This window comes from Streptomyces sp. JLBT605, from assembly GCF_058215555.1.
This window is the reverse complement of sequence record NZ_CM177087.1, coordinates 3,616,342-3,638,459: the sequence shown is the minus strand read 5'-3', so window position 1 is coordinate 3,638,459 and position 22,118 is coordinate 3,616,342. Positions and strand designations below refer to the sequence as shown.

Here is a 22,118-nt window from a genome sequence, read left to right as displayed (position 1 = left end):
CGCCGCGTCGCCTCGCGCACAGGACGACGGCCCGCGCGTGGGCATGATCCCGGTGGGCATAATCCCGAAGCCCCCCACTCCCCCCTTCGCTAGGGTCGCCGAGTGCATCAGTCCCCGTCCCCGCACGAGTCAGCTCACCAGGTCCGGCCGGATCACCCCGTCGACCGTGTCCACCCCGCCGACCCCGTCGACGCGGCCCACCCGGTCCCGGAGTACACCCCGCAGCCGCGCTTCGACGCCGTACCGGAGCGCGCCCGATGGCGCTATACGCCGCGTCGCGCGCTGTGGGACAACCGGGCGCTGCGCGTCGCCGCGCTGATCCTCCTGCTCTCCCTCTCCGGACTGACCATCCTCGCGCTCGTCCGGGAACAGACCGGCACCGAGGGCTTCCTGGTCGGCCTCGGCCTTGCCGTCCTTCCGGTGCCGCTGCTGATCGCCGTCTTCCGCTGGATGGACCGCGTCGAGCCGAAGCCCTGGCGGAACCTGATCTTCGCCTTCGCCTGGGGCGCCTGCGCCGCGACACTCGTCGCCCTGATCGCCAACGGCTTCGCGACCGAGTGGCTGGCGACCAACGTCGTCGACTCCTCCGCATCCGATCCCCAGTCCGACGCCGACACCTGGGGCGCGGTGTTCGTCGCCCCGGTGGTGGAGGAGAGCGCCAAAGCCGGGGCCGTCCTGCTGCTCTTCCTCTTCCGGCGGCGCGACTTCAACGGCATCGTGGACGGGCTGGTGATCGCCGGAATCACCGCCACCGGATTCGCCTTCACCGAGAACATCCTCTACCTGGGCTCGGCCTTCGTCAGCGACCAGGAGTTCGGCTACTCGGGCCTGCGCTCCAGCACCGCCGCGACGTTCTTCATGCGCGGCGTCATGTCGCCCTTCGCGCATCCGCTCTTCACCTCCATGACCGGCATAGGCTTCGGCCTCGCCGCCGCGGCGCAAGCGCGGCAGCGCGTCCGCCGGGTCCTGCTGCCGATAGCCGCGCTGCTCGCCGCGATGGTCCTGCACGGTGTCTGGAACGGTTCGGCCACCCTCGGCGGCCGCAGCTTCCTCGCCGTCTACGCCCTCTTCATGGTCCCCGTCTTCGGCCTGCTGATCTGGCTCACCATCTGGTCCCGCAACAACGAGCTGCGCACCATACGGGCGTACCTCCCGGTCTACCAGGCCGCCGGCTGGCTCACTCCGCCCGAGCCGCTGGCCCTGTCCTCGCTCCGGGCCCGCGGCATCGCCCGGGACCTCGCCCGCCGTACCGGGGGCGCGGCGGCGGCGCGTACGGTCGCCGAATACACCGCCTTCGCCACCTCCCTGGCCTTCCTCCGGCAGCGGGCCTACCGGGGCACGGTGGGACCCGACTTCACCGCCCGGGAGCAGGAACTCCTCCACCACCTCTGGCAGCGCAAGGACACAGCCCAGCCCGTCCTGGCCCATGCGGCGCTGGCCGTTCCGCTCCCCCGCCCGCCGATGCCCCCGCCGCACTGGGGACCGCACACCTCGGTCCACCCGCAACTCCCCCACATCCCGGGCCCGTACCAGCCGGGTCAGTACCACCCAGGGCTGCACCACCCGGGTCAGTACCACCCCGGTGCCCACCACCCGGGGCCGTACCACCCGGGTCCCTTTCTCCCAGGTCCGCACCACGCGGGAGCCCACCACGCGGGGACGTACCCGCCGGGGACGTACCCCCCGGCCCCGTAACCCCGGCCTCCGTCCCAGGGGATGCCTCCTCTCTCCCCCTTTCCCCTCCCCAAGCAACCGGATGACGGGCCCGCCCCTCTACCTCACCAGGCACCGCAAAATTCACCGGTAACCTTTCGCGGCTCCCGGGCGTGCCCATTACAGGAGGGGGAACCCAGCGCACCGAGGGGGATGCGCCGGGGGGGGCATCGGGGGGCACATGTCAGCACCATCAGCGGTATCCGATTTCGACCAGTTCTACTCGGCAACGGCCAAGCGGCTGGTGGCGGCCGTCTATGCCGCGACCGGCGACCTGACCGAGGCCGAGGACGCGGTGCAGGAGGCGTACGCCCGCGCCTGGCAGCGCTGGGACCGCATCACCAAGGAAGGCGACCCGACACCCTGGGTCCGCACGGTCGCGCTGCGGCTGGCCGTCAGCTCCTGGCGGCGCACCCGGAACCGTCTGCGCGCCCACCTTCGGCACGGTCCACCCACTGATCTGCCCGGGCTCGCCCCGGACCGGGTGGCGCTGGTGCACGCCCTGCGCGCGCTGAAGCCCGATCAGCGCACCGCCGTCGTCCTCCATCACCTCCTCGACCTGCCCATCGAGCAGGTGGCTCGGGAGACGGGCGTCTCCCCGGGCACGGTGCGCACCCGGCTCAGCCGTGCCCGCAAGGCCCTCGGTCCCCATCTCAGCGACGCCGAGCAGTCCGTCCCGCACACCCCAGCCCGCCCATCGAAGGAGGTGCCCGCCCATGGCTGATCTGGAAGAGCACCTGCGCGACATCGTGCGCGCCGCCGAGCCGTCGATACAGCTGGCGGGCCCGGAAGCCGCCCGTGCCCGGGGGCGCCGGCGCCGCGCCCGCAAGCGCGCGGCCCTCGCCGCCTCGGCGGTCTTCACCGCTGCCGCCCTCACCATCGGCTCCTGGCAGTTGCTGCCGGGCGACGATCCGACCCGGACGCTCCCAGCGGGTCCGCCCTCGGCTCCCCGGCCCACGGTCGACATCAGGTCTGCCGCCCTGCTGCCGCCGAGCGCCCTGCCCTTCGATGCCGAGGCGCACTGGAGCACGGTCCGGGAATCCGCCCGGGTCGAGACCCCGCTCCTCGATCTGGGCACCCGCTGCCGCCTGACCGACCTGGACGGCGAAGGGGGCAAGCGGCCCGTGGGCCAGCGCTCCCGCAGCTACCGGGGGAGGACCGCGGAGCAGCTGGCCCAGCACACGATCAACGCCTATGCCCGCGAGCGCGATGCCATCGCCGCGTACGACTCCGTGGAGAAGACGCTGGAGACCCGGTGCGGCCTCAGGGGAATCAGTGGCCTGCCCAAGGACAGTACGGGCTCCCGCGCGGAGCCGAGGGTCAGGATGTACCCCTGGACGTCTCGCGACCAGTCCGACATCGCTCTGATCGTGCTGATGCGCTCCGGCGAGGACGTCGCCGTGCTCAAGGTGCCCGAGATGAGCGGCTTCGGCGACGGATACACGGACGGCGTCACGACCCACTGCGTGGCGGTGTCCCTGTGGCGGCTCCATCCCCACGACACCCCTTCGCCGCCCCCCTACGACAGCAACCCCGAAGCCGCCGAAAAGCGTTGCTGACTCACCGACCCCACAACCGATCCAAGAGGTCAACTGTGCGATCCACCCGCTCCGTACGTTCCGTCCGCGCCCTCGCGGCATCGTGTCTCGCCCTCGCCGCGCTGGTCGGCTGCCAGTCGTCGAACAGCTCCGGCAAGTCCTCAGCCGACGCCGGAGACGGCAAGCCCGCCCGTATATCGGTGACTCCGGGCGGCGACACTCAGCAGGTCGCCCCGGACGGCACCGTCAAGGTCGATGTGGCGGGCGGCCGGCTCACCCAGGTGGAGGTCACCTCCAAGGACGCCGGCGCCGCGTCGATCACGGGCAGATGGGAGGGCGACAAGAAGGGCTGGCGTTCCACCCGCACCATGACGCCGGGCGCGACCTACCAGGTCCAGGCCACCGCGACCAACGCCTCGGGCAAGCGCACGACCCACCGGTCCACGTTCCGCACCCGCCCCGCCCAGGTCTTCAACGGCGTCACCGTCTCCCCCACCAACAACAAGGTCGTCGGCGCCGGTCACCCGATCTCCATCGCCTTCGACCACCCCGTGAAGAACAAGGCCGCCGTCGAGCGCCATCTCTCGGTGACGACCTCCCCCAGGACCGAGGGCTCCTGGGGCTGGCTCCAAGACCCGCTCACCGGCATCGAGCGCGTCGACTGGCGCCCCAAGGACCACTGGGCCAAGGGCACCAAGGTCACCGTCCGCGCCGAGCTCAGCGGCGTCGACACCGGCGACTCCCGCTACCTGCGCCGCGACGTGACCAGCACCTTCACCATCGGCACCGTCCGCGTCTCCAAGGTCGACATCAAGAAGCACACCATGGCCGTCTACGAGGACGACCGGCAGGTCCGGGTACTCCCCATATCCGGCGGTGAGGAGCCCCGCTTCTCCACCTGGAACGGCACCATGGTCGTCCTCGACAAGGCCCCGCTGGTCAAGATGACCAGCGAATCCGTCAACATCGCCGACTTCTACGACAAGGACGTCCCCTGGGCCGTCCGCCTCACCACCTCCGGCACCTACGCCCACGCCGCCCCCTGGAACGAAGGCAAGGGCTACTTCGGCCGCCTCAACAAGAGCCACGGCTGCGTCGGCATGTCCGGAGCAGACGGCAAGTGGTTCTACGACCGCGCCACCGCCGGCGACATCGTCGAGGTGACCGGCTCCGTCAGCCAACCCGTCAAGACCGGCAACGGCTACGGCGAATGGAACCTGTCCTACGAGGAGTGGCAGAAGCTCAGCGCCCTCGCCTGATCCATGACACTCACCCCGCCGGCGCTGAGTGAGCGGTCAGGTCCGGTCTGCGGGGGGCGCGGTGAGGGGGCGGCTCATGAAGAGGGCGGTCTCGCCCTCCGACTCGGTGCCGATGTAGAGGCTGGTGTCCAGGCCGCAGAGGGTGAAGCCCATGCGTTGGTAGGCGCGGATGGCGGGGGCGTTGATGTTGGTTACCTCCAGCCATGCGGTGCGGGCGCCGTGGGCTTGGCCGTAGGCGAGGGCTATGGACATCAGGTGGTTGCCGATGCCGTGGCCCCGGTGGGTGGCGGCGACGGCGACGTGGCGGATGGTCAGGCGGCGGTTCCAGTCCTCGTAGGCGACGGTGATGACACCGCAGATGGTGTCGCCGTCGAGTGCCACGAGGGTGTGTTCGGCGGGCTCGTTGTCCTCGTCGTCGTTCTCGCCGCCGTTCTCGGCCTCGTCCTCGGCCTCGTCCTCGGCCTCGTCATCGGGGAAGTGCTTGGTGAGGGGCGCCTCCAGGGGGGTGGGGTGCAGGGAGAAGCCGGTCTCGGTGGCCGTGACCGCGTAGACGGTGTCGGTGGTGAACGAGTCGTCGAGCGAGGCGATCTGGCCCGCGTCGGCCGGGGTCGCCGGCCGGTAGGCGTACGGGTGCATAGACATGGATCAAACGTACGAGGAGTGATCGCGGCTTGGTGGTTGTTGCAGGAAAAGGCGCGATTCGTGACCGTCTCGTGGGGAAAATCGCCCCCTGATGCGGTCGAATGGCTCTTGGAAGGCTGAGTCGTCTGTGACTGGAGGGTTGTGGCAATGGCTGGGGTTCCGGCAGGGGTAGTGGCCGCGGGCGGGCTCGTCGGCGGGTACGGCGTGGCGCGCTGGACGAAGAAGCGGCAGCTGGGCGGGGTCGCGCTGGCCGCAGCCGGGGCGGTGGCCGCGCGGGGCTGGCGGGCGAAGGCCGGGAACGGGACGGCGGCCGCGCTGAGCGGGCTGTACGTCGCGGCGTTCGCCGGTTCGCATCCGCTGGCCAAGAAGGTCGGTGCCTGGCCCTCGGTGTTCGCCGTGGCCGGCGCGGTGGCGGCCGCCTCCTGGGCCGCCGCCGACCGCAAGAGCTGAGCGAGGATGGGAAGGCCGGGGGCGGCGGAATCCGGTGATGGATTCCGCCGCCCCCGGCCTTCCGCTTCCGCTCGGTCGGAGCCGGCGCGGGCGTGGGGTTATGCGGAGGCGGCGGTCAGCGCGGCCACCTCGGCCTCGGTCAGCTTGAGGTCGGCCAGGGCCAGCAGGGCCGGCAGCTGGTCGACCGTGCGGGCGCTGGCGATGGGCGTCGCGACGGTCGGCTGGGCAGCCAGCCAGGCCAGCGCGACGGTGGCCTGCTCGACTCCGCGAGCTGCCGCGATGTCGTCCAGGGCGGCCAGGACCTTGCGGCCGCGCTCGGTCTCCAGGTGCTGGGCCGCGCTGCCGGAGCGGGCGCTGTCCACGGACGTACCGGGGCGGTACTTGCCGGTGAGGAAGCCGGAGGCCAGGGCGAAGTACGGCACGGCGGCCAGGCCGTGCCGCGCGGCCACCTCGGCGAGCTCGCCCTCGTAGGTGTCCCGGGAGACCAGGTTGTAGTGGGGCTGGAGGGCGACGTACCGGGCCAGCCCCTCCTGCTCCGAGAACGCCAGCGACGCCTCGAGGCGCTCCGCGGAGATGTTGGAGGCCGCTATCTCCCGGACCTTGCCCTGCTTCACCAGGTCGTCCAGTGCGGTGATGATCTCCTCGACCGGCACCGAGGTGTCGTCGAAGTGCGTGTAGTAGAGGTCGATGTAGTCCGTCCGCAGCCGGGTGAGGGATTCCTCGGCTCCCGCCTTGATGGCCGCGGCGGACAGACCGCGGCGCTCGGGGTATCCGGCGCCGACCTTGGTGGCGACGACGATCTCGGACCGATTCCCGCGCGCCGCGAGCCAGTTGCCGATGACGGTCTCGGACTCGCCGCCCGAATTCCCCGGCACCCAGGCCGAGTACACGTCGGCTGTGTCGATGAAATTGCCACCCGCCGCGGCGTAGGCGTCCAGCACGGCGAAGGACTCGGCCTCATCGGCCGTCCAGCCGAAGACATTCCCGCCGAGGGCCAGCGGGTGGACCGCGAGGCTGCCGATCGTCTTCCGGGCCGGCCTCGGTTCCGGGCCGGTGTCGGTGGTGCCGCTGTCGGTCCTACCGGTGTGCTTGTCGTTCTCAGCCATGCGTTGTTTCAGCGCACGCCGCGCACCGCTTATTCCGGCCGCGGGCCATCCCTTCCGGGGCCGACGCGGGTGGGGCGCCCGCGGCCGCGGCAGAAACCGACGGCCCTGGTGTCAAGGGGGGGGGAGAGAGCACCAGGGCCGTCGGCGTATCGGGGAAGCGTGGGGGGGGTGTGGGGGGTGGGAGTGGGGGTGGGGGGTGGCGGATCAGGGGTTCGGGCGGCTCAGGGGTTCTGGCCGTGCTCGCGCAGCCAGCCCATCGGGTCGATGGGGGCCCCGCCGCCCGGACGGACCTCCAAGTGGAGGTGCGGGCCGGTGACGTTGCCGGTGGCGCCGACGCGGCCGATGACCTCGCCGGTGGTCACCGAGCCGGACGTCTGGACCATCGACGACAGGTGGCAGTACCAGATCTCGGTGCCGTCCTCGAGCGTGAGCACGATGCGGTAGCCGTAGGAACCGGCCCAGCCGGCTTCGGTGATCGTGCCGCCGTGCACCGCCTTGACCGGCGTACCGGTCGGGGCGGCGAAGTCCTGGCCGGTGTGGTCGGCGGACCACATGTCGCCGGCCTCACCGAAGGACGAGGTGAGGGTGTAGGAGGCGAGCGGGAGGGTGTAGGACGCGGCCAGCTTGGCGAGGCGCTCGGCCTCGGCCTTCCGCCGGGCCTCCTCCGCCGCCTTCCGCTTGGCCTCCGCCGCGGCCTCCCGCTTGGCCTCGGCCTCCGCGGCCTGCTTCTTGACCTCCGCGGCCTTCTTCGCCGCGGCCTGCTTGACGGCGGCCTCGGCCGCGGCCGTCTCCGCCGCCTCCCGCTCGGCCGCGTCAGCGCCGATCTGCTGCTGCTCGGCCTGCCGCATGATGCGGGCGCGCAGTGCCTCGGCCGGGTCGGTGAAGCCCTGCGCCCTGTCCTGGGCGGTGAGCCCGGCCTGGGAGATGGGGTGGGCGGAGCCCTGGGAGCTTGCGGTGGAGCCGGATGAGTCGTCGGATATCAGCGGGCCGATGCCGGGCAGGTCCTCGGCGTCGGGCAGGGCGTCCTGCGCCTCGTCCATCAGGTGCGCGACATCCGGCATGGATATCGGAGCCTGGGGCCGGTCCTTGGCGGTCGCCATGCCACCCGCGCCGACCGCCGCGATGACACCGACACCGAGCACCGCGCCGCTGCGCGCCATGCTGCCGCCGCGCTGCTTGACGACCCGGTGCCGGCCGCGGACGGGGGCGATGGACTCGGCGGTCGGGTTCCACTCCTCGTACGGCTCGTCGTCGTACGGCGCTGCCCCGGGACCGGGGCCGATGGCCGGCAGCGTGGCAGTGGCGGTGGTGGCCGTGGCGGCCGGCGCGGCGGAGGCGTCGGTTCCGGTGGCGTCGGGGCCGGAGTCGTGGCCGAGCGGGAAGCCGGCGGGGCCGTGCGGTGCCTCGTCGAGGGCAGACCTGTTGGACGCCACGGGGGCGTACTCCTTTCCTTCCTTCTCGCCTACCGGGTTAGCTGACGGGTTCGGAGCAGGAAGGTCTCCTACGGGCCAGGTTCGGCCCGATTCACCCCAAGGTTGGTGGTTCCCCGGTTCCCTTGGTGCTGCTGGTGGTGCAGTGTGCGTGCGGGATTCGGCGACGGCGCACGGTGCCGCCTCTGCGACGGCTGTGACGACCGCGCTGCGTTATCGAACGTTAATAGACGGCGCGACGCTATTCCAAGCTGTTCTCCGGAATCCACGGAGCTTTGACGCTCACCTATCGGGATGTTCTCGGGCAGCCCGGGGCGAATTGACGCCATGAGAGATACGCGGCTGAAACGGCCAGGAGCTGATCGTGCGTCAATCGTTATGCGGAGGGTGGCGGCCGGACACGCACGGTGACGGCCTTCGCCGGGAAGACGGCCCCGGGAAGACGGCCCCAGAAAGGCGGGCCCCGGCGGACGATCCGGCCGGGGCCCGAGCCCGCGACGCGACGGCGGGCATCAGCAGACAGCGGGCATCAGCGGAGTGACGGGTATCAGCAGACGGCGGGCGCCAGCAGGTGACGGCGGGCGTCAGCAGACAGTGCCATCAGCAGGTGACGGCGGGCGTCAGCGCGTCACGGCTCAGAGCTCGACGCCGAGGGCGCGCGCCCGGCGGTCCGCCGCCAGCTCGGCGGCGGCCTCGTCGAGGTAGACCTCGCACACCAGCCGCCCGTCACTGGTGAGGTTGTGCTCCAGCTCCCAGAGGCTGATCTCGTCCCCACCCGCGAGCAGGAAGGCGTGCTCGTAGAAGCGGCACCAGGTCGCGTCCGGGCCGGCGGTGCGGCGGCGCGGCTTGGGGGCGAGCGCGATGTCGTGCGCGAACGCGTTCTCCAGCAGCCGCTCGACCTCCTCCCCCGGCCGGTCGTCGTTCTCCGCGCGGCGCAGCACCCGGCGCGCGTGGTCGGCGGAGTTGTCGGCCACGTACGCACGCGCGGTGTCCAGCGGCAGCGGGGTGTGCAGCAGTTGGTCGGGCAGCCACAGCGGCGCCTCGTCGAACTCCTCCCAGCGGCTGCCTCCGGTCCGCTCGTATGCGCGGCGCTCAGCGGCCCGGAGGGTCTCCTCGTCGGCGTACAGCTCGTACAGCGGGCGCTCGTCGGGGCCGGTGTTGTGCTCCAGCTCCCACAGCACACCGCTGCTGCCGTCAGGGAGCAGGAAGATATGTCGGAAGGTGCTGTACCCGAGCGGGCCGGGCGGCTCGTTGCACTGGCGGCATGAACGCAGCTCGGTCTGGTGCATCAGGGCGCCGCTCAGCGTGGTGACCGCCGCCGCGTCGATCTCGAACCCGTTCTGGGCGCGGGCCAGCAGCCCGTCGAGATGCTCGGCGGGCGTCCCGCCGTCCTGTGCATGCACCATGTCTCTCTCCTCCCGGCCATCGACTCGCCGCGCCCCCCAGCGACCATTCGCGACTTACCGTAGCGGCGCAGACACACCCCGCGTGCGGTCTTTCGAGAAGCTGTCTCCTGACACGACTTCGGTACTCACATCTGCGCCAGGAGGCTCAGAAGCATCACTCTGCGGACCCGAGCGGTGACTGATCCGGAGGATGGCGCTCCGAGAAGTCGGGAAATCGACGGATCCGGGCGCTCCGCATCCGGATCGGGCGACCTGCCGCCTCACTCAGTCCGGACCCGCTCAGTCCGTACCCGCGATCTCTATCCCGGCTCAGTCCCGCACCGTCCGGACCCGCTCTCTCCAGCCCCGCTCCGTCCGGCCCCGCTCAGTCCGGCCCCGCTCCGTCCGGACCCGCGATCTCCGTCCCGGTGCCTTCCGGGCCCGCACCGTCCGGCCCCGGCCCCTCCTGTTCCGACCCCTCCGGCTCCGGTTCCTCCCCTCCCGGCCCCTCCCCGGTCGGACCGCTCGCCGCCGCGACGGTCGCCGCCCGGCGCCTGACCACGACGGCCGCCGCCGCGGCGCTGGCCGTGAACGCCGACACGAGCACCCAGGGGCGGTTGAGGCAGTGCCCGGTGACCCGGTCGAGGGAGTACCGGCCGGGCCCGGCCAGCCCCAGCCCCGCGGCCACAAAGCCGAGGAACGCCGGATACTCGTAGCCCCCGGCCGCGCTGAAGAACCCGGCCGGGGCGTGGACGGACACCGCGCCCGACATCGCCCCCGCGGCCGCCGCGCCGGCGGCCGGGGTCGCCAGACCGGCGGCGAGCAGCAGCCCGCCGCCCGCCTCGCCCAACCCCGCCCCGAGCGCGCTCGGGCGCCCCGGAGTGAAGCCCATGTGCTCCATGGCCCGGCCGGTGCCCTCCAGACCCTGGCCGCCGAACCAGCCGAACAGCTTCTGCGCGCCGTGCGCGAAGAGCACGCCGCCCGCACCGAGCCGCAGCACGAGCAGTCCGAGGTCCTTGCGGTACGTCATCGACATGGCAGTTCCCGTTCGAGGGGCGGTCGGAGTCCCAGCCGCAGGGGGCCCGCACAGGGGCCCGCCCGAGGACGAGTCCGTACGAGACGAGAGCCAGTCCGTGCGGGACGGGGGTCGGTCCGTACGGTCCATCGGGACGTGCGGAGATCGCCCGCAGCCCGGTCCAGCCCCCAGTCTGTGCGGCCCCGGCCGCGCGCACCTTCGTAACTGGGCCATTCGAGCGGCCGCGCCACGCCCACCGCGGGCCCGAAAAACCGAGGAGCCCCGGCCATTCGTCCTGGCCGGGGCTCATGTTCGATGGTCAGGCCCAGTCGGGGCCTCGCATCCGGTGGGTCATCAGGGGCTCGAACCCTGAACCAATGGATTAAAAGTCCACTGCTCTGCCAATTGAGCTAATGACCCGCACAACGCAGCATAGCCCGGCCGACGGCAAAGCCCCGAGCCAATACCGTCCCGAAGCCGCGCCGGCTGCTCGGGACCGCCCAACTGGGCGGTCCTCGACCGGACTTGCCAGCGGCGCACGAAGGCCCGTACGACACATCTTCATGTCGTACGGGCCTTCGCGCACGCTACGTCCTTCGACGTCGACCTGCCGATCTATCTCCAGATCCTCGGTCGTCGTTCAGTCCGAGTCGGGATCAGCCGTTGCGCTTCCAGCGCGGCTTGTCGGCGCGGCGGTCGAAGGGACGGCTGCCGGTCGCACCGCCGCGGTGGTCGTCGCGACGGGCCGGACGGTCGTCACGACGGTCGCGGTTGAACGGACGCTCATCCCGGCGGTCGCGGCTGAACGGGCGGTCCCCGCCACGGTGGTTGTGGTCGCGGTGGCCGTGGTCGCGGCGCTCGAACGGGCGCCCGGCGCGGTCGTCGCGACGGTCGCGGTTGAAGCCGCCGCGGTCGCCGCCGTCCCGGCCGAAGCCGCGCTCGCCACCGTCGCGGTCGCGGCCGAAGCCACGGTCGCGGTCACGGCCGAAGCCGCTGCCGCCCCGCTCGTCCCGCCGGTCACGGTTGAACGGGCGGTCGTCACGACGCTCCCGGCCACCATCGCGGTCACGGTCGCGGCCGAAGCCACGGTCGTCCCGGCGCTCGTACGAGCGGCCGCCGCCGAAGCCGCCACGGTCGCCGTCCCGGCGGTCGCGGTTGAACGGGCGGTCGTCACGACGCTCCCGGCCACCATCGCGGTCGCGGCCGAAGCCACGGTCGCGGTCACGGTCACGGCCGAAGCCGCTGCCGCCCCGCTCGTCCCGCCGGTCACGGTTGAACGGACGGTCATCACGACGGTCCCGGTCACGGTCGCGGCGCTCGAAGTTGCCGCGCTCGTCCCGGCGCTCGAAGTTGCCACGGTCGTCGCGGCGCTCGTAGCCGGTGGTACGACGCGGCGCCTCGTCCGCGGCGACGGTCTCGGCCTCCGGCGCGGCGGCCTGCTCCGGCAGCACCACGGCGGTCACGGAGGGGGCGGCGTCGGCGGCCTGCTCGCCGACGGCGACGGCCGCCTGCGGGTCCTCGCCGCGCTCGCGGGCGGCGCGCGCGGAGAGCCGGTCGGCCTCCTCGCGCAGCTCGGTGGCGCGACGCGTCACCTTCTCCAGCTCGCGGGTGAGCTGCTGCACCTCGCGCTCGGCCTGCTTGGCGGCGTTCGCCGCCGACTCCGCCTGCACCTCGGTGAGCGAACGCGCACCGGTGATACGGGCCACGTCCTCGTCGAACGCGCCGGCGCCGCCGACGATGTGGCGCGAGGCGTCGACGCCCGCGTCCTCCATCAGGCGGAAGATCTGCCGCCGCTGGTGCGGGAGGGCGAGCGAGACGACGGTGCCGCTCTGCCCGGCGCGCGCGGTGCGGCCGCTGCGGTGCAGGTAGTCCTTGTGGTCGCCGGCCGGGTCGACGTTGAGCACCAGGTCGATGCCGTCGACGTGGATGCCGCGGGCGGCGACGTCGGTGGCGACCAGGACGTTGACGTAGCCGTCCTTGAAGTCGGCCAGGGTGCGGGTCCGCGCGCCCTGCGTCATGCCGCCGTGCAGCGCGTCGGCCCGGACGCCCGCGTCGCGCAGCTGCTCGGCGACCCGGTCGGCGCCCAGCTGGGTGCGGACGAAGATGATGGTGCGGCCCTTGCGCGCCGCGATGGCGGCGGTGACCGGGGCCTTGTCCTTCGGCTTCACCACGAGGACGTGGTGGGTCATGGTCGAGACGGCGCCGGCGGAGGGGTCGACCTCATGGGTGATGGGGTTGACCAGGTAGCGCTTGACCAGGGTGTCGATCTCGTTCTCCAGCGTCGCGGAGAACAGCAGCCGCTGGCCGCCCTGCGGCACCAGGTCGAGGATCTCGGTGACCTCGGGCAGGAAGCCCATGTCGGCCATCTGGTCCGCCTCGTCCAGGACGGCGACCTGCACCCGGTCCAGGGAGGCGGCGCCGCGGTCGATGATGTCGCGCAGTCGGCCCGGGGTGGCGACGAGGATGTCGACGCCGCGCTCCAGGGCGTAGATCTGGTTGCCCATCGAGGTACCGCCGCAGACGACCTTGAGCTTGAGGCCCAGCACATCGCCGTACGGCTGGAGGGCGTCGCTCACCTGCATGGCGAGCTCGCGGGTCGGGGTGAGGATCAGGCCCCGCGGGCGCTTCTTCTCGGTGTGGCCGCCGGCCAGCGTGGTCAGCAGCGGCAGGCCGAAGGAGAGGGTCTTGCCGGAGCCGGTACGGCCGCGGCCCAGGATGTCCTTGCCGGCCAGGGCGTCCGGGATGGTCGCGGCCTGGATCGGGAAGGGGGTGGTCACGCCGTTCTGCGCCAGCTTGCGGACGATGTGCTCGGGCAGGCCGAGGTCCGCGAAGGTGATCTGAGGCGTCTCCGCCGCCTGCTCGTCCTCGGTGGACTCGGCGGATTCAGCCGACTCGGCGATCTCCGCGGCCTCGACGGCCTCAGCGATCTCGACGGCCTCGACGACCTCGGTCGCCGCCGGCTCGGTGCTTACGGACTCGGTGTCGACACTGTCGGCGGGCATGACGGAGTGATCAGTGGAAATGGACATGCGAAATGCGAAACCTTCCGGAGTCTCGGCACGCGCCCAAGCTCCGTGTTTCGCAAAAGACCGCCTCAATGCGGTCAGCCACGGCAAGGTAAGGAACGCGCCACGCGGCGCGCTTCGGTTTGGCGCCGGGCAAATGGGATCAAACGATCTGCCAGCATACGCACCCCCACCGCCGTGAAGCAAATTCACTCGCACGGGTGCACTGTGGCTTCTGGCACAGCGTCCGGGCGCCGCCTGTTATTCCCGCGCCCGCCGCCCTACTCGCCGCCGCCCTCGCCGGACGGCCCCCCGCTCCCGCTCTGACCCCCGGTGTCGCCCGTGCCGCCCGAACCACCGGCGCCGCCGGAATCACCCGGAGTGGGCTCGGGCGACGACGGCCCGGGGCCGGGGTCGGTCGGCTGCGGCGCGGGGGTGCTCGGCACCGGGGTGGCCGGGCGCGAGGGCCGGGGCGCGGGCGGCGTGGCGGACGGCGAGGCTCCACCCTTGCCGGGCGATGTGGACGCATCACCGTCGGGCTTCTCCCCTCCGTCCGGCGACTCGGAGGCCGACGGCGAGGCGGACGCCCCCTTCTTCTTGCCCTTCTCGCCCTTCTCGTCAGCGTCCCGCTCGCCGCGCCGCTTCCCGTCCGGGCCCGTGCCGTCCGCACCGCGGACCACCCGGTCGGGGATCCACCCTTCCCCGCCGGGCTCCGCCGTGCGCCCACTGTGCCCGCCACTGCCTCGCGGAGCCGGCTTCCCGGCGTCCCCGGACACGCTCATGCAGCCCCCCAGCGCCACGGCGGCGACCATCGCCGCAGCGATGCGCGCCGCGACGCGGGGTGACGGTACGGACATTCCAGGCATGAGCGGGCCACCTCCAGGCCGCGGGGGTCAGTCCCCTGCCCAACTGGCCCCGCACCGCCCAGGACACGCGCGCCCAGGGACTCCCCTCACCCGTATCCGAGGTCGTGCAGTCTCTCGTCGTCGATGCCGAAGTGATGGGCGATCTCATGGACCACCGTGACCTCCGTCTCGGTGACCACGTCCTCCCGCGACTCGCACATCCGCAGCGTCGGCCCCCGGTAGATCGTGATCCGGTCGGGCAGCACCCCCGCGTACCACTCCCCCCGGTCGGTCAGCGGCGTTCCCTCGTACAGCCCCAGCAGCTCCGGATCATCCGTCGGCGGCTCGTCCTCCACGAACACCGCGACGTTGTCCATCAGCCGCGTCAGCTCCGGCGGGATGCGGTCCAGCGCCTCGGCGACCAGCTCCTCGAACTCCTCGCGCGTCATCTCCAGCACGCCGCCATTGTCAGCCAGCCGCGCGGCGCGGCGCAGCGCGGCGACCGGTCTCGGCCCGCCGGGGAGCGTCACCGCCGGCCACACGGGAGCGTCGCCGCCGCCACAGGGAATCTCGCCGCCGACCCCACGGGAACATCGCCGCTGGCCACCTCGCCGCCAAACCGTTTTGGCGAACCTCCCCGGCATCCCATATGCTTCTCACGTCCCCGACGGCGCCGGAAGGCGCAACAGGTGGGCCATCAGCCCTCATCGTCTAGTGGCCCAGGACGCCGCCCTTTCAAGGCGGTAGCACGGGTTCGAATCCCGTTGGGGGCACGCAACACCATGTGCGAGACTAGTTCTCGCACGAGCTTGGTCCTGTGGAGCAGTTTGGAGTGCTCGCCACCCTGTCAAGGTGGAGGCCGCGGGTTCAAATCCCGTCAGGACCGCTGTCGCCCTTCGTGGGCGACGTGGCTGGGTAGCTCAGTTGGTACGAGCGTCCGCCTGAAAAGCGGAAGGTCGCCGGTTCGACCCCGGCCCCAGCCACCACAGCTGAAAAGCACAAATGCCCGTTCCAAGATCACTTGGGACGGGCATTTTGGTTGCGCGACGCCACCGCGTACCCCGACGGCTCTCAGAGCTCTCAGCCGAGCCGCTCACCCGGTCGCCGTAGCGGACGACGACGTTCGGTGAGCCGCCCCTCACCGGGCCCGGTCGAAGTCCAGCTCCAGCATCCGGATGGCGTTGCCGCGCAGCAGCTTGTACGCGATCTCGGCGGGCAGGCCGGCGACGTGTTCGGCCGCTACCTGCTTGGTATGGGGCCAGGTGGAGTCGACGTGCGGGTAGTCGGTCTCGAAGGTGGCGTTGTCGACGCCGACGGTGTCGAGCGCGGTGATGCCGTGCTTGTCGCGGAAGAAGCAGCAGTAGATCTGCCGGTAGTAGTAGGTGGAGGGCGGCTCGGGGATCAGGTCGCGGACCCCGCCCCAGGCCCGGTGCTCCCGCCAGACGTCGTCCGCGCGCTCCAGCGCGTACGGGATCCAGCCCATCTGTCCCTCGGCGTACGCCAGCTTCAGCCGCGGGAAGCGCACCAGCACGCCGCTGAAGAGGAAGTCCGTCATCGACGCCATCGCGTTGTTGAAGCTCAGCGACGCCTGCACGGCCGGCGGAGCGTCCGGGGAGGCGGCCGGCATCTGCGAGGAGGAGCCGATGTGCATGCACACCACCGTCCCCGTCGCCTCGCACTCGGCGAAGAACGGGTCCCAGTAGCCGCTGTGGATGCTGGGGAGGCCGAGGTAGGTGGGGATCTCGCTGAAGGTCACCGCCCGCACCCCGCGTGCGGCGTTCCGGCGGATCTCGGCCACCGCCAGCCCCACGTCCCACAACGGGATCAGGCACAGCGGGATGAGGCGGCCGCCGCTGTCGCCGCACCATTCCTCGACCATCCAGTCGTTGTAGGCGCGGACGCAGGCCAGGCCGACCTCCTTGTCGGCTGCCTCGGCGAAGGTCTGCCCGCAGAAGCGCGGAAAGGTCGGGAAGCACAGCGACGCCTCGACATGGTTCAGGTCCATGTCCGCCAGCCGGGCCTTCGGATCCCAGCAGCCGCGCCGCATCTGCTCCCGGGTGATGCCCTCCAGCGTCATCTCGTCGCGGGAGAAGCCGACGGCCGCGATGATCCGCTTGTACGGGAAGAGGCCGCCCTCGTACTCCCACCAGTCGGTGAGCGGGCCGTCCGGGTCGGTGGTGATCCGGTACTTCCCGCCGACGTACGCCAGCTCGCCGATCCCGGCGGTGAGCGGCTTGGGACCGCGGTCCCGGTACTTCGCCGGGAGCCAGGTCTCGAAGAGGTGCGCGGGCTCGATCACGTGGTCGTCCACGCTGATGACCAGGGGCACCTCGGCGGTGTCGTGGTGCGGCGCCTGAGACATGGGCCTACCCCTCACCTTGAATCTGACGGACCGTCAGCTTTGAGGTTAGGGAGAAGCGCCGAGGCCCACAAGGGGCGGCGCGTGGCGCCGCGCTTTCGCGGCCGCCGGTGGCCGCGCGCTCAGGCGCCCGCTCCGTCCGCCGCCTGGGCGGGCTCCGTCTCTTCGTCCGGCGCTTCGCGGCCGCCCGGGTGGCGGTGCCGCCAGGTCCAGAAGACCGCGGTGGCCACCACGGCCCAGGCGCCCAGCACCAGGAACGGGAAGGCGTGCTGGTGGTCGCCGAAGTAGACCGCGGTGTGCTGGGCGTTGACCGAGGCGCCCGGCGGCAGCCAGCGGCCGATCTCACCCATCGGGGAGGGCAGCAGCGGCCAGGAGACCGCGCCGCCGGAGGACGGGTTCCCGAGCAGCACCATCAGCCCCCAGGTGGGGAGCATCGCCCAGCGGCCGATCAGCACGTTGAACATCGAGAAGACCATGCCGGAGGCGAAGAGGGTGAGCGCCAGGATCAGCCACGACTCGGCGAACGGCAGGTCGAGGGCGTCCAGCCCCCAGTCGACGACCGCCGCGATCGCGAAGGCGCCGAGCAGCGCGTAGCCGGCGGTGAAGGCGACGCGCTCGGCCGGATTGAGGGCGCGGGCGTGGACGCTCATCTGGATCGCGCCGACGAAGCCGATGATCACGGCGGCGAGCGAGATGTAGAAGAGGGCGAGGCCGCGCGGGTCACCCTCTTGCAGGGGGTTGATGTCGCGGACCGTCACCGGCAGGCCCAGCGCGCGCCCCACCCGGGGGCCGGCGGTGGCGAGCAGGTCGGCGACCGAGGCGCCGGAAGCGCCGGAGACGTCGAGCCGGACACGCTCGCCGCGCACCCGGATCACCGCGAAGACCTCCTGTTCCTCCACCGCCTCCCGGGCGGCCGGATAGTCGTCGTACCGGTGCAGGCGCAGCGAGGCGTCGAGGGCCTTCTCCATGCCCGCGATGAACGCCTGACCGCGGGCGGCGCCGTGTCCGCCGGTGATCGCGACCGGGATGCGGTGCGGTGTCGGGTTCGCCATGGCGTAGGTGTACGAACCGGCGAAGAGGCCGGCGGCCGCGGCCAGGATCAGGGTGAGCACGACGGCCGGGAAGAAGGGGGACCGGGTGAAGGCCGACCACCGCGCCGCCCCTCGCCGGCGCCCCGGCTGATCGACAGGAAGATCGGCCTCCGGCCCCTGAGCTTCACCCATGGGCTCACGCTAAGACACGCATCTCCGGCATACTTCCCGGACTAGCCCGAACTGCCCCGAGGTCGGGACGAACCGGTCGTGAACGTCGCGACACGTGCCGGGACCGGTCGCGACCAGCGCGGATCGGTCCGGGCAGAAATGGTTCGCCAGCCGTTTCGGCGAGGTGAGATCCTGGATCCCGTATGTCCACTACGCCTGCCCCCACACTCCCCGCCCTCCTGGAGCGGCTCCCCGAGCTGATGCTGCGCGATGAGCAGCGGCTGGGGCGCCGGCTCGACGGCGCGCGGCGGATCCGCAAACCCGAGGCCCGCGCGGCAGTGGTCGCCGAGATCGCGGCCGACATCGAGCAGGCGCAGGCGCGGGTGGCCGGTCGCCGCGCCGCCGTGCCCGGCATCAGCTATCCCGAGGCGCTGCCGGTCAGCCAGCGCAAGGACGCGATCCTGGAGGCCATCCGGGATCACCAGGTCGTGATCGTCGCGGGCGAGACCGGCTCCGGCAAGACGACCCAGATCCCCAAGATCTGCCTGGAGCTGGGGCGTGGCGTGCGGGGCCTGATCGGGCACACCCAGCCGCGCCGGATCGCCGCCCGCACGGTCGCCGAGCGGGTGGCCGAGGAGCTGCGCACCCCGCTGGGCGAATCCGTCGGCTGGAAGATCCGGTTCACCGATCAGGTGAGCCAGGACACCCACATCAAGCTCATGACGGACGGCATCCTGCTCGCCGAGATCCAGACCGACCGCGAGCTGCGCCAGTACGACACGATCATCATCGACGAGGCACACGAGCGCAGCCTCAACATCGACTTCATCCTGGGCTATCTGGCGCAGCTGCTGCCGCGCCGCCCCGACCTGAAGGTCGTCATCACCTCCGCGACCATCGACCCGGAGCGGTTCTCCCGGCATTTCGGGGACGCGCCGATCATCGAGGTCTCGGGCCGTACGTACCCGGTGGAGGTGCGCTACCGGCCCCTCCTCGAAGAGGGCGGCGAGGACGCCGACCGCGACCAGATCACCGCGATCTGCGACGCGGTCGACGAACTCCAGGCCGAGGGGCCGGGCGACATCCTGGTCTTCCTCTCCGGCGAGCGGGAGATCCGGGACACCGCGGACGCGCTCAACAAGCAGCAGCTCCGCAACACCGAGGTGCTGCCGCTGTACGCCCGGCTGTCGCACGCCGAGCAGCACCGCGTCTTCCAGCGGCACACCGGGCGGCGCATCGTGCTCGCCACGAACGTCGCCGAGACCTCGCTGACCGTGCCCGGCATCCGGTACGTCATCGACACCGGCATGGCCCGTATCTCGCGCTACAGCTACCGCACCAAGGTGCAGCGGCTGCCGATCGAGCCGATCAGCCAGGCCAGCGCCAACCAGCGCAAGGGCCGCTGCGGGCGCACCAGCGACGGCATCTGCATCCGGCTGTACTCCGAGGACGACTTCCTCTCCCGTCCCGAGTTCACGGACGCGGAGATCCTCCGCACCAATCTCGCCTCCGTCATCCTCCAGATGACCGCGGCCGGCCTCGGCGACATCGAGAAGTTCCCCTTCATCGACCCGCCGGACCGCCGCAACATCAAGGACGGCGTGCAGCTCCTGGAGGAGCTGGGCGCGCTGGACAGCCAGCAGAAGGACCCGAAGAAGCGGCTCACCCCCACCGGGCGGAAGCTCTCCCAGCTGCCGGTCGACCCCCGTCTGGCCCGGATGGTGCTGGAGGCCGACCGCACCGGCTGCGTGCGCGAGGTCATGGTGATCGCGGCCGCGCTGTCCATCCAGGACCCGCGCGAGCGGCCCTCGGACAAGCAGCAGCAGGCCGACCAGAGCCACGCCCGTTTCAAGGACGAGACCTCCGACTTCCTCGCCTTCCTCAATTTGTGGAAGTACGTCCGCGAGCAGCAGAAGGCGCTGTCCTCCTCGGCCTTCCGGCGGATGTGCCGCGGCGAGTACCTGAACTACCTCCGCATACGCGAATGGCAGGACATCTACAGCCAGCTGCGTACGGTCGCCAAGTCCATGGGAATCCACCTCAGCGAGCAGGACGCGGCGCCGGAGCACATCCACACCGCGCTGCTGGCCGGGCTGCTCTCCCACGTCGGGCTGAAGAACGCCGGCGTGGAGGGCGCCAAGGAGACCACGAAGGGCAACGAATACCTGGGCGCGCGCAGCGCCAAGTTCGCGGTCTTCCCCGGCTCGGCGCTGTTCAAGAAGCCGCCGCGCTGGATCATGTCGGCGGAGCTGGTGGAGACCTCCCGGCTGTGGGCGCGGGTCAACGCCAAGATCGAGCCGGAGTGGATCGAGCCGCTCGCGCAGCACCTGGTGAAGCGGACGTACAGCGAGCCGCACTGGGAGCAGAAGCAGGCGGCCGTGATGGCGTACGAGCGGGTGACGCTCTACGGCGTGCCGATCGTCGCCCAGCGGAAGGTGAACTACGGCCGGATCGACCCGGAGACCAGCCGCGACCTGTTCATCCGCAACGCGCTGGTGGAAGGCGACTGGCGCACCCACCACCAGTTCTTCCACGACAACCGCAAACTCCTCGGCGAGGTGGAGGAGTTGGAACACCGGGCGCGGCGCCGCGACATCCTGGTGGACGACGAGACGCTCTTCGATTTCTACGATCAGCGCATTCCTGAGCATGTCGTCTCCGGCGCGCATTTCGACTCCTGGTGGAAGCACAAGCGCCGCGAGGAGCCGGAGCTTCTCAATTTCGAGAAGTCGATGCTCATCAACGAGCGGGCGGAAGGCGTCACCAAGGACGACTATCCGGACTCCTGGCGGCAGGGGAAGCTCAAGTTCAAGGTGACGTACCAGTTCGAGCCGGGCACGGACGCGGACGGCGTGACGGTCCACATCCCGCTCCAGGTGCTCAACCAGGTCACCTCCGACGGCTTCGACTGGCAGATCCCGGGCCTGCGCGAGGACCTGGTGACCGAGCTGATCCGCTCCCTGCCCAAGCCGGTGCGCCGCCACTACGTCCCGGCGCCCAACTACGCCAAGCGCTTTCTGGAAAGCGCGATCCCTCTCGACGAGCCGCTGACGGTGGCGCTGGGCCGCGAGCTCCAGCGGATGGTCGGCGTGAAGATCGAGGCGGAGGACTGGGACCCGGCCAAGGTCCCGGACCACCTGAAGATCACCTTCCGGGTCGTCGACGAGCGGCGCCGCAACCTCGCCGAGGACAAGGACCTGGAGGCGCTGCGGCTGCGGCTCAAGCCGAAGACCCGGGCCGCGATCTCCAAGGCCTTCGAGACGTCCAAGGAAGGCACCGGCATCGAGCAGCGCACCGGGCTGACCGGCTGGACCATCGGCGCCCTGCCGCGCACCTTCGAGACCCGGCGCGCCGGGCAGCCGGTCAAGGCGTATCCGGCGCTGGTGGATGAGGGCACGTCCGTCGCGGTGCGGCTCTTCGACACCGAGGCCGAGCAGCAGCAGGCGATGTGGCGCGGCACCCGCCGCCTGATCATGCTCAACCTGCCGTCCAACCCGGCGAAGTTCGCCCAGGACAAGCTGAGCAACAGCGCGAAGCTGGCGCTGGCCCGCACTCCGCACGGCAGTGTCCAGGCGCTCTTCGAGGACTGCGTCGCGGCGGCGGCCGACCGGCTGATCGCCGCCCGTGGCGGCCCGGCCTGGGACGAGGAGGCGTTCCGCAAGCTCTTCGACGCGGTGCGCGCCGACATCACCGACGTCACGCTGGACACCATCCGGAAGGTCCAGGAGGTGCTGGCCGCCTGGCAGTCCTGTGAGCGCCGGCTGAAGGCCACCACCAGTCCGGTGCTGCTGGCGTCCCTGACGGACGTCAAGGAGCAGCTGGCCGAGCTGATGAAGCCCGGCTTCGTGACCGCGCACGGGGTGCGCAGGCTGCCGGACCTGATGCGCTATCTGGTGGCCGTAGACCGGCGCCTGCAGCAGCTGCCGTCCAACGCGGAGCGGGACCGCACCCGGATGGCGAAGGTGCGGGAGATGCAGGACGAGTACGCGTGGCTGCTGGAGCAGTTCCCGCAGGGGCGCCCGGTGCCGCGCGAGGCCCTGGAGATCCGCTGGATGATCGAGGAGCTGCGGGTCAGCTACTTCGCGCACGCGCTGGGTACCGCGTATCCGGTGTCGGACAAGCGCATCGTGAAGGCGATCGACGCGGTGGCGCCCTGAGCGTCGCGGCGG

Annotated in this window: 15 protein-coding genes, 4 tRNA genes, 1 pseudogene and 1 riboswitch; of the genes and pseudogenes, 9 read left to right on the top strand and 11 right to left on the bottom strand. The window is 71.4% G+C overall.

The window, feature by feature from the left end:
• The first annotated feature begins 102 nt into the window (after positions 1–102).
• The 4 genes from AC4BDD_RS15790 (at position 103) to AC4BDD_RS15775 (ending at position 4,510) form a co-directional block, all read left to right on the top strand.
• Entirely contained in the window at positions 103–1,695 is a 1,593-nt protein-coding gene (locus AC4BDD_RS15790) for a PrsW family glutamic-type intramembrane protease (protein ID WP_490686074.1), read from the top strand.
• Positions 1,696–1,894: 199 nt separating this feature from the next.
• Positions 1,895–2,437 carry a SigE family RNA polymerase sigma factor gene (locus AC4BDD_RS15785; RefSeq protein WP_490686073.1) on the top strand — a complete coding sequence of 181 codons (543 nt, stop codon included), beginning with the start codon at positions 1,895–1,897 and terminating at the stop codon, positions 2,435–2,437.
• Positions 2,430–3,272 carry a hypothetical protein gene (locus AC4BDD_RS15780; RefSeq protein ID WP_490686072.1) on the top strand — a complete coding sequence of 281 codons (843 nt, stop codon included), beginning with the start codon at positions 2,430–2,432 and terminating at the stop codon, positions 3,270–3,272. The genes AC4BDD_RS15785 and AC4BDD_RS15780 overlap by 8 nt, the downstream gene beginning before the upstream one ends.
• Before the next feature lie 35 nt (positions 3,273–3,307).
• Positions 3,308–4,510 carry a L,D-transpeptidase gene (locus AC4BDD_RS15775; RefSeq protein ID WP_490686071.1) on the top strand — a complete coding sequence of 401 codons (1,203 nt, stop codon included), beginning with the start codon at positions 3,308–3,310 and terminating at the stop codon, positions 4,508–4,510.
• 36 nt (positions 4,511–4,546) lie between these two features.
• On the opposite strand, the gene AC4BDD_RS15770 is transcribed toward AC4BDD_RS15775, so the two are convergent.
• The gene (locus AC4BDD_RS15770) at positions 4,547–5,152 is read right to left on the bottom strand and encodes a GNAT family N-acetyltransferase (RefSeq protein ID WP_490686070.1); all 606 of its coding nucleotides are present in this window, start codon (positions 5,150–5,152) and stop codon (positions 4,547–4,549) included.
• Between the two features lie 147 nt (positions 5,153–5,299).
• On the opposite strand from AC4BDD_RS15770, the gene AC4BDD_RS15765 reads away from it, so the two are divergent.
• Complete coding sequence (locus tag AC4BDD_RS15765; RefSeq protein ID WP_490686069.1) at positions 5,300–5,602, top strand: hypothetical protein; 303 nt, start codon at positions 5,300–5,302, stop codon at positions 5,600–5,602.
• A 98-nt stretch (positions 5,603–5,700) separates the two neighbouring features.
• Here AC4BDD_RS15765 and AC4BDD_RS15760 read toward each other — a convergent pair whose 3' ends face one another.
• The 8 genes and pseudogenes from AC4BDD_RS15760 to AC4BDD_RS15725 form a co-directional block, all read right to left on the bottom strand.
• Positions 5,701–6,708 (bottom strand): aldo/keto reductase, encoded by a 1,008-nt coding sequence (locus AC4BDD_RS15760; RefSeq protein WP_490686068.1) that lies wholly within the window; start codon positions 6,706–6,708, stop codon positions 5,701–5,703.
• Between the two features lie 221 nt (positions 6,709–6,929).
• A complete protein-coding gene (locus tag AC4BDD_RS15755; protein ID WP_490686067.1) occupies positions 6,930–8,141 on the bottom strand; it encodes a M23 family metallopeptidase in 1,212 nt (403 codons plus the stop codon).
• Between the two features lie 11 nt (positions 8,142–8,152).
• Positions 8,153–8,314: riboswitch (cyclic di-AMP (ydaO/yuaA leader) on the bottom strand.
• Positions 8,315–8,773: 459 nt separating this feature from the next.
• Positions 8,774–9,544 (bottom strand): DUF6227 family protein, encoded by a 771-nt coding sequence (locus tag AC4BDD_RS15750; protein WP_490686066.1) that lies wholly within the window; start codon positions 9,542–9,544, stop codon positions 8,774–8,776.
• A 511-nt stretch (positions 9,545–10,055) separates the two neighbouring features.
• A pseudogene (locus AC4BDD_RS15745) lies at positions 10,056–10,559 on the bottom strand (DoxX family protein); the annotation flags it as partial.
• 326 nt (positions 10,560–10,885) lie between these two features.
• Positions 10,886–10,958: transfer RNA gene (locus AC4BDD_RS15740), tRNA-Lys, on the bottom strand.
• Positions 10,959–11,194: 236 nt separating this feature from the next.
• Entirely contained in the window at positions 11,195–13,567 is a 2,373-nt protein-coding gene (locus AC4BDD_RS15735) for a DEAD/DEAH box helicase (protein ID WP_490686065.1), read from the bottom strand.
• A 257-nt stretch (positions 13,568–13,824) separates the two neighbouring features.
• Positions 13,825–14,409, bottom strand: coding sequence for a hypothetical protein (locus tag AC4BDD_RS15730; RefSeq protein ID WP_490686064.1), 585 nt, complete (start codon positions 14,407–14,409; stop codon positions 13,825–13,827).
• An 86-nt stretch (positions 14,410–14,495) separates the two neighbouring features.
• Entirely contained in the window at positions 14,496–14,846 is a 351-nt protein-coding gene (locus AC4BDD_RS15725; protein WP_490686063.1) for a metallopeptidase family protein, read from the bottom strand.
• Positions 14,847–15,088: 242 nt separating this feature from the next.
• Between AC4BDD_RS15725 and AC4BDD_RS15720 the strand changes: the two genes are divergently transcribed.
• From AC4BDD_RS15720 to AC4BDD_RS15710, 3 genes are all read left to right on the top strand, one after another.
• Positions 15,089–15,161: transfer RNA gene (locus tag AC4BDD_RS15720), tRNA-Glu, on the top strand.
• A gap of 38 nt (positions 15,162–15,199) precedes the next feature.
• Positions 15,200–15,274 (top strand) — tRNA-Asp (locus AC4BDD_RS15715).
• 23 nt (positions 15,275–15,297) lie between these two features.
• Positions 15,298–15,374, top strand: a tRNA-Phe gene (locus AC4BDD_RS15710).
• A 152-nt stretch (positions 15,375–15,526) separates the two neighbouring features.
• Here the strand turns inward: AC4BDD_RS15710 and AC4BDD_RS15705 are convergent.
• Positions 15,527–16,750 (bottom strand): amidohydrolase family protein, encoded by a 1,224-nt coding sequence (locus AC4BDD_RS15705; RefSeq protein WP_490686062.1) that lies wholly within the window; start codon positions 16,748–16,750, stop codon positions 15,527–15,529.
• A 119-nt stretch (positions 16,751–16,869) separates the two neighbouring features.
• Positions 16,870–17,970 (bottom strand): ABC-2 transporter permease, encoded by a 1,101-nt coding sequence (locus tag AC4BDD_RS15700; protein ID WP_490686061.1) that lies wholly within the window; start codon positions 17,968–17,970, stop codon positions 16,870–16,872.
• A 182-nt stretch (positions 17,971–18,152) separates the two neighbouring features.
• Here AC4BDD_RS15700 and hrpA point away from each other — a divergent pair, with 182 nt between their 5' ends.
• Positions 18,153–22,106, top strand: a complete 3,954-nt coding sequence (hrpA, locus tag AC4BDD_RS15695; RefSeq protein WP_490686060.1) for an ATP-dependent RNA helicase HrpA — start codon at positions 18,153–18,155, stop codon at positions 22,104–22,106.
• The last annotated feature ends 12 nt before the right edge of the window (positions 22,107–22,118 follow it).